Genomic DNA, 16009 nt, shown 5'->3' on the forward strand with positions numbered 1-16009 from the left:
TTCGCCCCGGTCGGATGCCACGATTATATGTCAATGCCGAGGGAAGCGGCGTTTGTATCAGCAGGCAGCTGAAGGGTTTTTCAGAGACGGCAAAAAGCTAGGCCCCGGGTACACGGATAAAATTACAAGTACAGTTGAGGATGCATGATGTTTACAATAGAGAAGAATGATCCCTTGTGTCAGGCTAGAGTCGGGTGCCTTACAACCGGTCATATCAAAGCTGAAACGCCGGTGTTCATGCCGGTAGGCACCCAGGCCACAGTAAAAACCCTGACCCCCGACGATCTCTACCAGATCGGGGCGTCCATAATATTATCGAATACCTATCACCTCTATCTGCGCCCCGGTGAGAAGCTGATCAGGCAGGCCGGCGGTCTGCACCGCTTCATGAATTGGGAGCGGGGGGTGTTGACTGATAGCGGCGGTTTCCAGGTGTTCAGCCTCAGCGCCATGCGGACTATCAGCGATGAGGGGGTGGAGTTCAGATCCCACATCGACGGATCGACCCATTTCCTTACCCCCGAAAAGGTGATGCACATCCAGATGGACTTGGGGGCCGATATCGCCATGTGTTTTGATGAATGCGCCCCCTACCCTTGTAATTACGAGGAAGCCCGGCAAGCGGTGGAACGGACGACACTGTGGGCTAAAAAGTGCCGGGAAGCCCATCATTCTAGCAGCCAGGTGTTGTTTGGCATCGTGCAGGGCAATGTCTTTCCGGACTTGCGCCTTAAGAGCGCGCAGGAATTGATGGCCCTGGATTTTCCGGGCTATGCCATCGGGGGCCTCAGTGTAGGTGAATCTAAAGCCGATATGTATCATGTAATGCAGAATATGGACAGCCTCTTGCCCCGGGAGCGCCCGCGTTATTTGATGGGAGTGGGTGCGCCGGAGGATCTTCTGGAGGGTATGCGCAATGGAGTGGACATGTTCGATTGCGTACTGCCTACCCGACTGGCCCGCCATGGCAGCGCTTATACCAGAGGGGGCCGGATCACGGTACGCAACCGTGACTATGCCGAGGATTTCCTGCCTCTGGACCCGGCTTGCGACTGCATGGTTTGTAAGGGTTTCAGCCGGGCTTACATCAGACACCTGATCAAGGCAGGTGAAATATTGGCTCACCGGCTGATAACCTACCATAACGTATATTTCCTGGTAAACCTGATGAAAAAAGCCCGCCAGGCTATCCGTGAGGGCCGTTATATGGAGTTTTACCATGATTTTCTGGCCGGGTACAAAATATAATAGAGGATTTTGGGCATTAGTCACGAATTTAAACTAAGTTGAACATAAATAAGGGGTGATAAAGCATGCAATTGGACAATTCAGTAATAACCATGATCCTATACTTTGGCGGGTTCATTGCGATTTTTTATGTGTTTATTATACAGCCTCGCAAGAAGCAGGAGAAACGTCATAAAGAACTGCTGGAAACGCTTAAAAGGGGCGAGAAGGTTGTGACTATCGGCGGCATAAGGGGGGAAGTTGCTCGCATTAAAGAAAAGACCATCATGTTGAGGGTCAATGACAACACCGAGATTGAGTTTCTTAAGACCGCGGTGGCATACCGCCAGGATGAGGCCGAATAAGGATGATTGAGGCCGCTGATCTGAAACATCATCCCCTGGTGAAAGGTTTCATTAAACAAGGCAATGCACATCTGGAGGCTATCGGCTTTACAGATCACGGGCCGATCCATGTTGCAGTGGTTTCAAGGCTCAGCCGGGAGATACTGCTTAAACTGAAGTATCCTCAACGTAGGGCTGAACTGGCAGCCATAGCCGGGTACCTGCATGATGTCGGCAATGTTATCAACCGCAACGGCCACAGCCAGGCCGGCGCCTTGATCGCCTGGGAATTGCTCCATCGAATGAACATGCCCCAGGAAGAAATCGCAGTGATCTGCGCCGCCATCGGGAACCATGATGAAGGCTGCGGCCAGCCGGTTAATGAGGTAGCTGCCGCTCTGATCCTGGCTGACAAATCGCATGTGCACCGCAACCGGGTAAGGAATACCGATGTGGCCACCTTCGACATCCATGACCGGGTAAACTACGCGGTGGAATACTCCATAGTCAATATTGATGCCGAGGAACGTGTCATCTCCATGGAGATAGCCATTGATACTGAAATCTGCCCGGTGATGGAGTATTTCGAGATTTTTATGACCCGCATGTTGATGTGTCGATATGCTGCGGAGTTTCTGAGATGTGAGTTTGAACTCATTATAAATGGAGCCAAGCTGATTTAAGTTAAGTTGCGGAGGGATATTTTTGTGAACCGAACCATGAGTATCGCTATCAGTGTGGTGATTGTAGTCGCTTTGGCACTAGCCGCGTTTTTCCTGCAGAAGCCCTTGGTCAACAACCTTGACCTGGGTCTGGACCTGAGGGGTGGTCTGCGGGTGGTCCTGCAGGCTGAGGAAAAGCCAGGTGAACCGATCACCGAGGACACTATTCAAAAAGCAGTAGGCATATTACGCGACCGCGTGGACAGCCTGGGTGTCAGAGAGACCAGCCTCTACCCACAGGGTAAAGATCGAGTGGTCATCGAGATAGCCGGGGAGGATAATCCCGAGGCTGCGGTCGATATTTTAAAGAATGTGGCCCAACTGGAGTTCCAAGATGAAGGCGGCAATGTGCTGGTCAGCGGCAAGAACCTGATCGATGCCCAGGCGCGCCTCAATCAGAACACCCAAGAAGCCTATGTGGAGCTGAAATTTGACAAAGAAGGGGCTGAGGCCTTTGCCAAAGCCACTGCTGCCAATGTGGGCAAACCCCTGGTAATAGTCCTGGACGGGAAACGGATCAGTGCTCCCACTGTAAGGCAGGCTATTACTGATGGCAATGCGATCATAGAAGGCGGTTTTGAGGCCAAAGAGGCACAGGATCTGGCGGTGCTGCTGCGCTCCGGCGCCTTGCCGGTGAGCTTCACCGTTATGGAGAAACGCTCCATTGGACCCAGTCTGGGCGCAGACTCCCTGGACAAGAGCCTTAAAGCTGGTATAATCGGCATACTGGCAATATTCATCTTCATGCTCGGCTATTACCGCTTGCCGGGATTAATTGCCGACATCTCCATCATCTTGTACGGATTGCTGGTCTTAGGCAGTATGGTCTTGCTCAATGCGGTCTTGACTCTACCGGGCATCGCTGCCTTCGTATTGTCCATAGGCATGGCGGTGGATGCCAATATAATCATCTATGAACGCATCAAAGAGGAAATCAGGTGGGGTAAAACCCTGCAGGCCGCTATCGACGCCGGATTTAAACGGGCCTTCTGGACCATATTCGACTCCAACCTCACTACATTAATAGCCGCATTGGTATTGATGTACTTTGGTTCCGGCTCGATAAAAGGATTTGCGGTCACACTTTCCATAGGGTTGGTCATAAATATGTTCACCGCCCTGACCTTTACCCGCTATCTGCTGGTTTTGGCTTCCAACTTCACCAAGAACACTCGGCTATACGGGGTATAAGGAGGGGAGAACATTGATTATTGAACGACGCAAGATTTTCTACATCATATCGCTGATATTGATCTTACCGGGACTGGCCTCGCTGTTTATCAATGGGCTCAACCTGGGCATTGACTTCAAAGGCGGTTCCATCGTACAAGTGCGCATGGCAGCCGACGTAACCGCGCCCGAAGTGCGGGAAGCCTTGATTCCGGTGGGACTGGATGCCTCCGAGGTGCAGCGGAGCGCCGATAATACCTATTATATTCGCAGCCATGAACTGGACCAGGAACAAACCCGTGCTCTGCTCAATGCGCTGGAGTCCAAATTTGGAGAGGTTGAATTGCTGAGCGCTGAGAGCGTGGGTGCGACTATAGGGCGGGAGTTGAGCTTGAACGCCCTGCTGGCCTTAGGTATAGGTCTGGCTTTGATGCTGGTATATATATCCTTCCGCTTTGAATGGACCTTCGGGGTGGCGGCGGTCTTGGCCCTGGTGCACAATGTATTGGTAGTGGTCGGAGCTTTCTCCATATTTCAGTGGGAAATAAATACATTTTTCATAGCATCTATCCTGACAGTGGTGGGCTTTTCTATCAATGACACCATAGTGGTCTTCGACCGGGTCAGGGAGAACCTGCGCGGCAGCAGAAGGCCCGATTACCTTAATCTGTTGAACAAGAGCATCCTACAGGTGATAAACCGCTCCATCAATACGGTGCTTACTGCAACTCTAGTCCTGGTAGCTTTGCTGCTTCTTGGCGGGGCCACTCTCAAGTATTTTGTAGCCGCTATGCTGATCGGCTTTGTGGTAGGTGCCTATACATCCATCTGCATAGCCAGCTCGTTATGGTATGAGATCAAAAAAGCAGCCTAATATATTCCTTTGACAGGATAAGGCCTGGTAACCTATACTAAAATTTAACAAAGTGATATTGGTACATTTGGTCAGGCCGTAGGCTGGGCTCACTGAGCAGCGGAACACCGCGGGACTTCATTCAAATATGGAGTCCCGCTTTTTCTTACGGAGGGTGCCATGGATACGCAGATAAAAACCAAAGCAGCCGTTATTTCAGTAATAAGCAATCTGTTTCTGATGACTGCCAAATTCATAGTCGGATTCCTGACCGGCTCTATAAGTGTGATTTCCGAAGCCATCCACTCCGCCAATGATCTTTTGGCTTCGTTTATTGCCCTTTTTGCAGTCAGAGAATCCTCCAAACCACCTGATGACAGGCATCCTTTCGGTCATGGCAAAATTGAAAATATTTCCGGAACCATCGAAGCACTATTAATATTTCTGGCCGCTGCCTTAATTATTAAAGAGGCGGTGGAAAAAATCAGGTTCGGCGAAGGTGTCATTGAGCCTACCTGGGGATTGATTGTGATGGGCGTGTCCGTTGTCTTAAATCTGGGTGTCTCAGAATACTTGCTGAGGGTTGCTAAAGAACACCATTCTATTGCACTGGAAGCCGATGGCATGCATCTTCGCACCGATGTCTATACATCTCTAGGCGTTTTTGCAGGTCTTTTGCTCATTAAGGTAACCGGGCTGCAGATCATCGATCCCATCGCAGCCATGGTGGTCGCCGGTCTCATTATCAAAGCGGCTTATGATCTTACCCAAAAGGCTTTCGTTCCCCTGCTGGACACCTCGTTGGAAGATCACCACCTTGAAGCGGTGCAATGCGTCCTGGCCGAATATGAGTACAGATATCTGGAATATCATGATTTGCGCACCCGCCGTTCTGGGCGCGAAGCCCATATCGACCTGCATCTGGTCATAGATGCCCAGGCTAGCGTACAGGAGGCCCACGACCTGTGTGATTCCATTGAGAAGTCCATCGGGGAAAGAGTACCCTTTTCATCGGTTTTGATACATGTTGAACCGAGTGGCGAAATCAAGCAAAGGCTCCTGGAGCAATGAGCGGTGATGCAGGAATTTTGTCAAAAAGAAAGAAATATATGCTCATAGAAATGAAAACGTAGGGAAATGGGGTTGTTAGAATGCAGGTTTATTTAATTGGAGCAGTGATTTTTTTGGCGGCTATGGTAACCTTTATCTTTCAGAATCCTGCTGCCGTGGAGATCAATTTTTTGACCTGGAGCACTCCGCAGATATCATTGGCCCTGGTGGTATTGATCGCTGCCCTGGGCGGGGCATTGATAACCTTTCTATTGGATAGTGTCAGGTATTTTAAAATCGCCCGCACTATCAAGGACTTGCGCAACAACAACGGCACCCTGCAAAAGCAGATTCATGAGCTGCAAGCAGCCAAGGATAAGCTGGAAAAAGATGCTAATAAGAATAGCGGTAGTACAACATCCTAACGCCAATGAAGGCACGTTTTTCACAATGCGAGGAATTAGGAATGCATTGATGAGAGCGTAGTAGGGGGCGATGACCCTATCGCCGGGTGACAGATGGAGGCGTTCCTTTTTTGTCACAACTGTCTGTCACCCAAGGTAAGATAGGCGTGTTTTCATATTTAATAACAGCCGAGAGAGCTCTCCCTGGGAAAAGGGAGGGCTTTTTGTATACCAGGACAATAGAGGTGGTATGGGGGCGCCCGCAATTACCGAAGATACGGTCTTTTAGTTAACATGTTGTCAAATTTAATTACAGCCGACGGAGCTTTCCCTGGGAAAAGAGGGGGCCTTTTGTATACCTCAAGGGGATATGGTCAACTTCTTAGACCATTGTCTCGGCAGCATCATTCGCAAACGTAGGGGCGGGGCTCTGCTCCGCCCGTAGGGGCAGGGCTCTGCTCCGCCCGTAGGGGCAGGTTTCCATGCCTGCCTGCTGTAACGCAAATCAATTCCGACCAATGCTCTTATGTTCGATGCATGTATGCTGTATATCGGCCTGGGTTGGTTGACCCTGAATAACCCTAAATGATACAATAGTCACGATTTGGTGAGTGGGGAGCTGGAAATATTGCATTTGACAGGCACTATGAAAATAAATGAATTTGGCAACCTGGAGATCGGAGGGGTAGACACCACTAAACTGGTGGAGCAATATCAGACCCCGTTATGGGTCATTGATGAAACCGGTTTCCGGGAAAACTGCCGAGCTTTCCGCAATGCCTTTGAGGTATGTGGCGACAATCTGGTACTATATGCCAGCAAGGCTCTGTGCAACACAGCCCTATGTAAAATCGTGGCTGAAGAGGGCCTGGGGCTGGACGTAGTCTCTGGCGGAGAACTGTACACCGCTATGAACGCCGGCTTTCCCCTGGAAAAGGTCTATTTTCACGGCAACAATAAATCTCCGCAAGAATTGGAAATGGCGGTGGCCTCGGGAGTGGGCCGGATGGTAGTCGACAACTTTCAGGAATTAGAGACCTTGAACGACATTTGTACGGAACGGGCGGTCCGGCAGGATATTCTGCTGCGTATCACTCCCGGTGTCGAAGCCCATACCCATGAATTTATCAAGACCGGACAAATCGACTCCAAATTTGGATTTACCCTGCCCGGCGGTCAGGCTATGGAAGCAGTGCAGGCGGCCTTGAAGTGTGAGGCATTGCGCTTGGTGGGACTGCATTGTCATATAGGCTCGCAGATATTTGAAATGGAATCCTTTGAACACGCGGTCGACTTGATGATGCAGTTCATGGCTGAGGTGAAACAACTAACCGCTCATGAATTCGATGAACTTGATATTGGAGGGGGATTTGGGATCTACTATTTCCCCGGTGACGAGCCCGGCAAACCGTGTGATTGGGCTCAGACAGTGAATGCAGCGGTACAAGCCCGAGCGGCTCAATACGGTTTAAAAAGACCGCGCATTATTACAGAGCCAGGCCGGGCCATTGTCGGACCGGCAGGGATAACCCTGTATACCATCGGCTCTAGCAAAGAAGTTCCAGGCATTCGAAAGTATGTCGCGGTGGATGGTGGCATGACCGATAATCCACGGCCTGCCTTGTATGACAGCAAATACTTGGCGGTCATAGCCAACAAAGCGAACCTGGAGGCCACGGAACTGGTCTCCATCGCCGGCAAATGCTGCGAATCAGGGGATATGCTGATTTGGGATGCCAGGCTGGCCCCAGTGGAAAGCGGCGATATACTGGCGGTTTTTGCCACCGGCGCATACAATTACGCCATGTCCAGCAATTACAACCGCCTGCCCAGACCGGCCATGGTGCTGGTCAAAGATGGCAAATCCTATCCGATTCTCAAGCGTGAGACCTATCAGGATATCGTCCGCAACGACCTGTTGCCAGAATATCTCAAGTAAACCTAATTTCAATTGCTACCTTAATATAGCATAAACGTATGTATCACCGCGGGGACCAGCAGGTCCCCTTTTGTGCGTTTATCCCGATATTTTATGTTTTTTGGCAGGAGATTATGGATCCCCTAGCGAAGATTTAGAAAAAAGATAATATTATGCCAAAATATTCTATAGTTTGGTAAGAGAGAGGTAAGCAGCAGATAATGTATAGATGTGCGTATCCGAGGAATATTGCCTTAGTCATGTTAATGCTTTTTATGCTGACTATACTATTTCCCGTCCTTCAGCCGTGTACAGCAGCCAATTTTTTATCCAGTTACCAGATACTGAAACAAGATTATTCGGAAGTGGTTGACAATATCGTCGCCGGTGGAGCTTCCGAGGACGACATAGAATCGTTTCTGAAAGACCTGGAGAGCACCGTTGCCGAATACGGCACCCTCACCGAAGAGAACTTTGATTCCATCATGTATCAATCCTTCCAGGAAGTTGTACTGTGGCGCAAGCACCGTACTTTCTTTAATGCCCTGCTGACCAGCTACGGGGATGAAATCGACTACACCAAGGAAAACAAAGAACTGCACCCTTCTTTGATGCCAATACATGATGCCATCATGGAGGTTTTACTGAGCAGTGAGGAGGAAGACCCCAAAGATCCGGGCACTGAACCTAATTCGCCTGGAGGCGGGGGAGGGGGAGGAGGCTCATCCTCAGGCGACAAAAACGATCAGGAAAAGCCTAAGCCAGTCCAGGATATTATCCCTACCCCGGCTCTGGTTAAGAGCCCGTTCACAGATATCGTCGATCACTGGGCTGAAGATGCCATTACTGAGGCCTCCCAAAAGGGGCTAGTGGCTGGCATGACCCCGGCCCAGTTCAGTCCTCAGACACCCATCACCAGAGCACAATTCGCAACCTTGATGCTGCAGGCTTTGGGGCAGCAGCCCGGTTCTTATAACCAGAGCAGGTTCGATGACGTTCCGCTCACCGCCTGGTATTGCAACGCTGTTAATCAAGCTGCCGATTTGGGCATAGTAGACGGCTACAGCCAGACTCAATTTGGACCTGAAGATCCCATAACCCGAGAGCAGATCAGCGTGATCATCAGTCGTGCTCTGCTGTTACGTGAAAAAGGGGCCAAGGTTAGTGAAAGCCAGATCCCGCTGATCCTCAGTGCGTTTTCCGACCAGAGTCAAATCTCCCCATGGGCTAGATCAGGAGTGGCATTCTGTCTTACCAACGAAATCATGGCCGGTCGGGGTCAAGGTATTTTTGCTCCCGCACAGGATTCCACTCGTGCTGAAGCAACGGTAGTAATTTTAAAAGTATATCAGTTGTTACATGAGGTTTAGTACATTATAGTTTCAACCGATATACCTGTAAGAGCCCTTTAGACTGGGTGCTTAACCAGCATGCGGTTTTTAGGGAATTTGTTTTGGACCAACAGTTGGTATGGGAAAAAGGCTGCGGTACAGCTTGGCGAAAGCAGTCTCAAGGTAGTAAGGTGCGATAAACAAGGGTATTACGGAGGGGGGGTAAATGGCTGTCCAGAATTTGTACTTTTTGGAAGGGAGGAGCAGATTATCAAAATGAAATGGATGCGAAAACCAGGTTTTGTGTTGTTGCTAGCTTTGTTTTGTATTTTCTCTATGACCAATTACGCTGCTGCGGACGCTATTGATGACATGGTCGCTCAAATGCAGGAGATTTACGGATTCATGAGTGATTATGACAAGGACAATATTAGCGCGGCGCGCGATGAACTGCAGAGTTTTGCAACCGACGATACCGATCCCCAATGGGATGATGTTCTTAATGACCTTTTGACCAATCAGGTGATCCTCAGATTCGGTGATGAGACTGCTGCCCGGGCCGCAGCTCAGGATATTGTGACCGGACTGGGCAATGTCTATTATTCCACTGACTCCACACAATTGAGAACCACCCTGGAGGACTTCAAAGACAAGTATAATGATGAATTCAAGACCCTCTTCGGGGACGATATCACCTTGGATGAGCTCTATGGGTTATTCTTCGATGCCCGCGAAGCGCTGCCTGGCGCTTTCAGTGAATCACAAGCTGGCTTGCTGGCCACCGAGGACAACCAGTATCTGCTGGAGAAAATGCCGAATTACCTGGTAGCGGCAATGGATGACGCCTTATCGCTGCCCGAGAATTTAACTTTTAGCGGCAGGTTGTCAGCGATCGGCTGGTCCTCATCCATGTTGATTAACCAACAAGAAGCCCTGGCCGAAATAGTGGATACCGCCGGAAACGCCAGGATCTCATTGGCATTGGCCGCGGTTCGCTCTGAGACCGTGCTGGAGGCAGGCCCTACTACCTTACAGGTGGGAAGCAGTACAGACGTGGATGAGTACACCATTAAAATAATGGGACGCTATGCCACCGACCTGGTAGCCTGGGCAAGCGCTGATTCCAGTGTGGTTGACATAGGCGAGGACCCCGATACCGGGAATTTTGTCATTGAAGCCATAGCTCCGGGCGAGACCGAGTTGATTGTGTACCGTGACTATGATGGCGCTGACCCGGATTATGACTGGTTATACAAGTTTACTGTGACGGTGGAAGGGTCGGGGCCCCCCAGCAGCGAAAAGGCAATACTTGGGGTCTTGAAAGTAGAGGACTTTAGTTCCGGTTCAGCAGTTGAGTTGCAACACTATAACGACAGTACTGATTTCGTAACCCATAAAGTAACTATAACTCTTCCCTACGGAAGCGTTCTTACAGATCTGGCTCCGTATTTCGATTTATCAATAGGTGCAACCATTGACCCTGTTAATGGAACCAGACTAGACTTTACCAATCCACAAACCTATACGGTTACTGCCGAGGACGGTTCAACCCAGGATTGGTCAGTAACCATTCAAGTCGGTGAGAGCGAAGTTACTACCATTCAGGTTATAACCGGCCATGACGATGTCGTTAAGCACGTCGACAACAGTACAGATGCAGAAAGGGTTTTTGTTGCAAACGGGACCACTGTAAGCCAACTCCTGGCTGGCATTGAAGCCACTGATGGTTCCCCGCAGGAATACACTGTAACCCGCAACGGAACGGTTCAAGCGGGTGATACGGTTCTAGCCGCCGGGGATATACTTGAGGTACAGGCCGATAATCCCAATCCGGCATTCTCGGCCAGCTACGATATTAAGATTGCCCTGTTTATAAACGGTGGGAGCTTGAACGCGGCTACCCGGGGAATGCCATATGAATGGCAGCTTGCTATGGCTACCGGGGGCGGAGTTGGGACTATTACTTGGGAAATTGATGCAGGATCAACTGTTCCTCCGGGATTGGCTTTGAATGAGGCTACCGGAGCCCTGACTGGCACACCCACAGCAGCAGGTGACTACAGTTTCACCGTCATTGCGCGTGATAATCAGGCTCCTGCTCCTGTGTCTACGGCAACAGCTGATTATACCCTGAAGGTATATGAGCCAGCTTTGCTAATCGACTTGACCATCAGCCAGGGAACTCTGACCCCGACATTTGATCCAGAGACATTTGATTACACTGCCTCAGTTGCGAATTCGGTAAAATCAGTGACTATTGAAACTGTTTCTAATGTAGGTTTGACTGCATCAGGAACTGGTACCTTCGACCTCGTAGTCGGAGCTAATACTTTTGAAATCGATGTAACTGGTGCAGGATATGGTGCCACAACCTATACCATCGTTATCACTAGGAAATCTTCCAGTGGCGGTGGTGGCGGAGGAGGCCTCTCAGGCTTTGCCATCCGCACCAGCGGAACCACAGCGGAAATGTACAACATGGTGGTCGATATACCTGAGGGTGCAGTAGATGAGGACACCAGAGGGGACATTGAGCGCTTGGACAATGATGAGATCAACGCCCCTGAGGACAGCGTTATCCTGGGCTACATCTACGAGTTTAGCAAAGAAGCCCCGGGTAACTTTCTCGAACCGGTCAACATTAAACTGCCATACGACAAGGGTGCAGTAGACATCGACAAATACACCTTATCCATCTACAGATTTGATGAAGATGCGGATGAATGGGTGGAGCTGGAAAATGTAGAAGTGAAGACGTACAGTATCAACGGCGAAACCTTCAAAACTGGCTACTTCGCTGTAATTGCAACTGAGAAATCGGTTGAACCGCCGGTGGAGCCACCGGTAGAACCGGATCCAGTTTTACTGACTGACATCAGCGGACATTGGGCTGAAAATGCTATCCAGAGCCTGGTAGGAATGGATGCTATTGCTGGCTATCCCGATAAAACCTTCAGGCCGGACAACACCATCACCAGAGCGGAATTCGCCACCGTGTTGGTCAAGGCCTTCGACCTGCCGGACGGACAGGGTAAGGTGTTCAATGACACTACCACCCACTGGGCCAAGGACTACATCTCAGCCGCTTATGCAGCCGGTATTATCCAGGGCTATGACGATACCCGTTTCGGACCGGATGATCTCATCACCCGCGAGCAAATGGCAATCATGATCGTCAAGGCTGCCAAACTGCAGCAAGCCAGCGGACAGCTGAGTTTCGCCGATAGTGGCAAAGTCTCAGTCTGGGCCTACAGCTGGGTAATGAGTGCGGTGAACAACCAGCTGATGAGTGGTTATGAGGACAATACCTTCCGGCCTCAGAACAATGCTACCAGGGCGGAAGCCGTAACCGTCATCTACAACGCATTGAATTAGTACTTCAATAGAACCTACTGGCTCCTTCGGGTAAGCAGCCCGAAGGAGCCTTTTTTCGACCCAACAGAGGGACGTCAGACTGTGTAAAAACTATTCTACGTTTTTTGGGCGCCCCACTTTTGGCTGTTTTAGGGCTGATATATGGGATGGGGGCTGGCATTTAGTTCCTAGTGGCACGACTGTCCCCCACTATGAGAGCACAGTCCATGAATTCGAGCACTTTTCGCACGGTCTGACGTTCTTTTTGTTGGCTGTTAAGCCAACAAAAGGAACGTCCCTCTGTTGGGTACTGTTGGGTGCCTCTGCGGTGCGGGCAATGGGCAGGTATGATATAATGCTTATATCCTTGGGAAGGAAAGTTATGGAATGGAGATAATCGTTTCACATACAGCACTGGATTTCGATGGTCTGGCCGCCATGGTGGCCGCCAATTTGCTCTACCCCCAGGCGGTAAAGGTCTTTTCCGGAACTCAATCGCCCAATGTCAAACGTTTCATGGCCTTGTATAAAGATCTCATCAGTATTTACCAGCCGCAGGACATCAAACCGGCAGAGGTAACGAAAATGATTGTGGTGGATACCGCCAACCCCAGACGCCTCGATCAACTTCGTGCTCTGGCCAGCCAGCCGGGCATGGCTTTCGATGTATTCGATCACCACCCTGCAATGCCCGACGATATCAAAGGCGAGCGTCATGAAGTCCATCTTATAGGTGCCACCACCACCATACTGGTTGAAGAGATCATCGCCCGGGGATTGGATGTAAATGCTTTTGATGCCACCATTTTAGCCCTGGGGGTTTACGAGGATACCGGCAGCCTGTTGTTTAGTTCGACCACTGCTCGGGATATCAGAGCGGCCGCGTTTCTGGTGGAACAGGGCGCCAATCTCAGTGTGGTCGCCAATTTCATTGATCAGCCCTTATCCCGCACTCAGCGCCGCCTGATGCAGGAATTGCTCAACGGCACCATGCGCTACCATATCAAAGATTACGATATCGTGGTAGCCAGCTGCCACAGCCGGGAATATGTCAGCCTGGTAACGGTTACCGAACGACTTCTGACTATCGAAAACTGCGATGCTGTGTTTGTGATCGCCAGCCAGGCAGGAAAGATCAATATCATCGGCCGCAGCCGCACTGCTAATATTCCCGTCAATGAAATCCTGGCCGTATTTCAAGGGCGCGGCCACAGCAAAGCCGCTTCGGCCAGTATCAAGGGCAAGGACGACGGGCAGATCGCTCCTCTGCTCTTAGAGGCCATTAAGGAAAAAACCAAAGCTCCGCTGGTAGCCAGAGATATCATGTCCTCGCCAGTTAAGACCGTTCCGGTACATGTGTCCATGGAAGAAGCCGGCAAGATCATGCTGCGCTATGGACATACTGGTATGCCGGTTATGGACGGCAATAAAATGGTGGGCTTGATCTCGCGCCGCGACGTGGATAAAGCCCGGCAGCACAATTTAGGCCATGCTCCGGTGAAAGGCTTCATGAGCGCCCGGGTCATCACTGCCAACCCCGACACTCCGGTAAATGAGATCCAGAAAGCCATGATCAGCCACGATATCGGCAGGGTGCCCATACTTGGCGATGAGGGCGATATGGTGGGAATAGTCTCCAGGACCGACGTGTTGCGCACCCTGCACGGGGATGATTATCCCGAGGACCATGCGGTGCTCTACGATAAGAACTATAGCAATGAATCCAGTTGTCTGGAGTTGATGCGGGAGCAGTTGCCCGAGCAGATGGTGAACATCCTGGAACGCATCGGACAGGTGGCGCAAGATGCAGGCTATCAGGTTTATCTGGTGGGGGGGCTGGTGCGCGACCTTTTCCTAAGGGTGCCTAATTTTGATGTTGATCTGGTGGTTGAAGGGGATGGGCCTGAATTCGCCAGTTTATTGGGGAAAGCCTTGCCAGCCCGGGTAAGAGTGCATCAGCGCTTCAAAACCGCCGTGCTGATCATGGCCGATGGCTTCAAAATTGATGTGGCTACCGCCCGGGCGGAGTATTATGAGTTCCCGGCAGCCTTGCCGCAGGTGCAGCGGTCTTCTATTAAAGAAGATCTGTATCGCCGGGATTTTACCATCAATACTCTGGCCATTGCTCTCAATCCCAATTGTTTTGGCGAATTGATCGACTTTTTCGGGGGGCGCCGCGATATCGAAGCCGGTTTGATTCGAATCCTTTATAATCTCAGCTTTGTGGAAGACCCCACCCGGATAATACGCGCCATCCGTTTTGAACAGCGCTACCACTTTACCATGGAAGCCGACACCCTGCGCTTCGCCTGTGACGCCATCGAGCGCCGCATGCTGGGCCAGCTGTCATATGGGCGCATTCTCAACGAATTGATTCTGATATTAAATGAAAAGGACCCCTTGCCGGCTCTGAACCGCATGCAGGAGATAGGGGTGTGGGCCTATATTTTCCCCGAGATCGATTTGAAACTGCTCAATTGGAATGATATGCGCCGTATAAGTGTGCTCCTGGGCTGGTTCGAAGAGCGTTATCATATTACCGGGGTGCAGGGCTGGCTGGTTTATCTCCTGGCATTTCTGTCCGTATTGACCCGAGAGTCAGCCTTGCTGGCGGTTTCGCGCTTTCCCCTGAAAAAAGCGGCGTATCGCTGCATCGATGAATCCTTTTTGGCCCCGGCCTTGGCAGCCTCTTATCGCGATAATCCTCAAGTACGCCCCAGCGATATGGACGGCGACCTGTACAATTGGACCTGGGAAGGCATCATCTATCTATTGCTGTGCATCAAAGATGAGGAAACCTGGGAAAGGCTGGTTTTCTATTTGGACCAGAAGGAGCGAGTGACAGTCAGCCTGGACGGTCAAACTTTAATAAGCCTGGGCTTATCCCCGGGACCGGTGTTCACGGAGATTTTTTCCGAACTGTATAAATTGAAACTGGACGGCGTGATCAAGGACAGCCAGGAAGAATTGGAAACAGTCAGGAAATGGCTGAAGGAGGAGCGTTTTTCAAATGAATTCCCTGTATGATATGATGATATTTTTGCCCGGCATCTTAATAGCCATTACTTTCCATGAATTTGCCCATGGCTGGGTGGCCAACGCTTTAGGAGACGATACCCCGCGCCTGCAGGGCCGGCTGACCTTAAATCCCCTGCCACACATCGACTGGATCGGTTTTGCCATGCTGTTCATCTTTCACTTCGGCTGGGCCAAACCGGTACAGGTAAACCCTTATAGGTTCAAGCAGACCTCTATTAAACAGGGCATGATGCTGGTGTCCCTGGCCGGGCCAGGGATGAATCTGCTTCTGGCCTTGGCCGGCATGATTGCCCTGCGTCTGTTGATCCCGTTTCACCAGAGCGAATGGGGGCTCATTGCCCTGCAGTTGCTGCAGCCGCTGGTAACTATAAACATCATACTAGCGGCCTTCAATTTAATCCCTTTGCCACCCCTGGATGGATCCAAGATCCTAGCTGGGATATTGCCTGATAGTGGTACCCGTCTGATGTATTCTCTGGAACAATACGGCATGTTTATCCTGTTGCTGTTGATCGTGACCGGGGTGGCATCCAAGATATTTCTGCCCATAGCCGGGTTTTTATATGGTTTACTCCATGCCCTGGTATTTTTCTAAGA

At 50.6% G+C, this 16009-nt stretch carries 12 protein-coding genes; all 12 read left to right on the forward strand.

Translation table 11 applies throughout. From position 1 onward, the window contains the following. The first annotated feature begins 147 nt into the window (after positions 1 to 147). The 12 genes from tgt to AC15IQ_RS12950 all read left to right on the forward strand — a co-directional run bounded on the left by tgt (position 148) and on the right by AC15IQ_RS12950 (position 16007). Entirely contained in the window at positions 148 to 1248 is a 1101-nt protein-coding gene (tgt, locus tag AC15IQ_RS12895; protein ID WP_483179555.1) for a tRNA guanosine(34) transglycosylase Tgt, read from the forward strand. Between the two features lie 65 nt (positions 1249 to 1313). Then, on the forward strand, positions 1314 to 1592 hold the full coding sequence (gene yajC / locus AC15IQ_RS12900) for a preprotein translocase subunit YajC (RefSeq protein ID WP_483179556.1): 279 nt from the start codon (positions 1314 to 1316) through the stop codon (positions 1590 to 1592). A gap of 2 nt (positions 1593 to 1594) precedes the next feature. Then, complete coding sequence (locus tag AC15IQ_RS12905) at positions 1595 to 2254, forward strand: HD domain-containing protein (protein ID WP_483179557.1); 660 nt, start codon at positions 1595 to 1597, stop codon at positions 2252 to 2254. A 24-nt stretch (positions 2255 to 2278) separates the two neighbouring features. After that, the gene (gene secD / locus AC15IQ_RS12910) at positions 2279 to 3484 is read left to right on the forward strand and encodes a protein translocase subunit SecD (protein WP_483179558.1); all 1206 of its coding nucleotides are present in this window, start codon (positions 2279 to 2281) and stop codon (positions 3482 to 3484) included. Between the two features lie 13 nt (positions 3485 to 3497). Then, entirely contained in the window at positions 3498 to 4337 is an 840-nt protein-coding gene (secF, locus tag AC15IQ_RS12915) for a protein translocase subunit SecF (protein ID WP_483179559.1), read from the forward strand. Between the two features lie 159 nt (positions 4338 to 4496). After that, positions 4497 to 5387, forward strand: coding sequence for a cation diffusion facilitator family transporter (locus AC15IQ_RS12920; protein WP_483179560.1), 891 nt, complete (start codon positions 4497 to 4499; stop codon positions 5385 to 5387). 80 nt (positions 5388 to 5467) lie between these two features. Further along, a complete protein-coding gene (locus AC15IQ_RS12925) occupies positions 5468 to 5791 on the forward strand; it encodes a LapA family protein (RefSeq protein WP_483179561.1) in 324 nt (107 codons plus the stop codon). A gap of 625 nt (positions 5792 to 6416) precedes the next feature. Then, positions 6417 to 7709 carry a diaminopimelate decarboxylase gene (gene lysA / locus AC15IQ_RS12930; protein ID WP_483179562.1) on the forward strand — a complete coding sequence of 431 codons (1293 nt, stop codon included), beginning with the start codon at positions 6417 to 6419 and terminating at the stop codon, positions 7707 to 7709. 254 nt (positions 7710 to 7963) lie between these two features. Beyond that, the gene (locus AC15IQ_RS12935) at positions 7964 to 9058 is read left to right on the forward strand and encodes an S-layer homology domain-containing protein (protein WP_483179563.1); all 1095 of its coding nucleotides are present in this window, start codon (positions 7964 to 7966) and stop codon (positions 9056 to 9058) included. Positions 9059 to 9295: 237 nt separating this feature from the next. Continuing rightward, the gene (locus AC15IQ_RS12940) at positions 9296 to 12394 is read left to right on the forward strand and encodes an S-layer homology domain-containing protein (protein ID WP_483179564.1); all 3099 of its coding nucleotides are present in this window, start codon (positions 9296 to 9298) and stop codon (positions 12392 to 12394) included. Between the two features lie 366 nt (positions 12395 to 12760). Further along, complete coding sequence (locus AC15IQ_RS12945) at positions 12761 to 15400, forward strand: CBS domain-containing protein (RefSeq protein ID WP_483179565.1); 2640 nt, start codon at positions 12761 to 12763, stop codon at positions 15398 to 15400. Then, positions 15384 to 16007 (forward strand): site-2 protease family protein, encoded by a 624-nt coding sequence (locus AC15IQ_RS12950; RefSeq protein ID WP_483179566.1) that lies wholly within the window; start codon positions 15384 to 15386, stop codon positions 16005 to 16007. The genes AC15IQ_RS12945 and AC15IQ_RS12950 overlap by 17 nt, the downstream gene beginning before the upstream one ends. Positions 16008 to 16009: the final 2 nt, after the last annotated feature.

The organism is Syntrophomonas sp. DTU019 (genome assembly GCA_913757435.1).
Lineage (GTDB): Bacteria > Bacillota > Syntrophomonadia > Syntrophomonadales > Syntrophomonadaceae > DTU019.

Excerpts from the sequence above, each read along its gene's own strand:
- tgt (WP_483179555.1), top strand. The coding sequence starts at position 148 with ATGTTTACAATAGAGAAGAATGATCCCTTGTGTCAGGCTAGAGTCGGG.
- yajC (WP_483179556.1), top strand. The coding sequence starts at position 1,314 with ATGCAATTGGACAATTCAGTAATAACCATGATCCTATACTTTGGCGGG.
- AC15IQ_RS12905 (WP_483179557.1), top strand. The coding sequence starts at position 1,595 with ATGATTGAGGCCGCTGATCTGAAACATCATCCCCTGGTGAAAGGTTTC.
- AC15IQ_RS12920 (WP_483179560.1), top strand. The coding sequence starts at position 4,497 with ATGGATACGCAGATAAAAACCAAAGCAGCCGTTATTTCAGTAATAAGC.
- AC15IQ_RS12925 (WP_483179561.1), top strand. The coding sequence starts at position 5,468 with ATGCAGGTTTATTTAATTGGAGCAGTGATTTTTTTGGCGGCTATGGTA.
- lysA (WP_483179562.1), top strand. The coding sequence starts at position 6,417 with ATGAAAATAAATGAATTTGGCAACCTGGAGATCGGAGGGGTAGACACC.
- AC15IQ_RS12935 (WP_483179563.1), top strand. The coding sequence starts at position 7,964 with ATGCTGACTATACTATTTCCCGTCCTTCAGCCGTGTACAGCAGCCAAT.
- AC15IQ_RS12940 (WP_483179564.1), top strand. The coding sequence starts at position 9,296 with ATGAAATGGATGCGAAAACCAGGTTTTGTGTTGTTGCTAGCTTTGTTT.
- AC15IQ_RS12945 (WP_483179565.1), top strand. The coding sequence starts at position 12,761 with ATGGAGATAATCGTTTCACATACAGCACTGGATTTCGATGGTCTGGCC.
- AC15IQ_RS12950 (WP_483179566.1), top strand. The coding sequence starts at position 15,384 with ATGAATTCCCTGTATGATATGATGATATTTTTGCCCGGCATCTTAATA.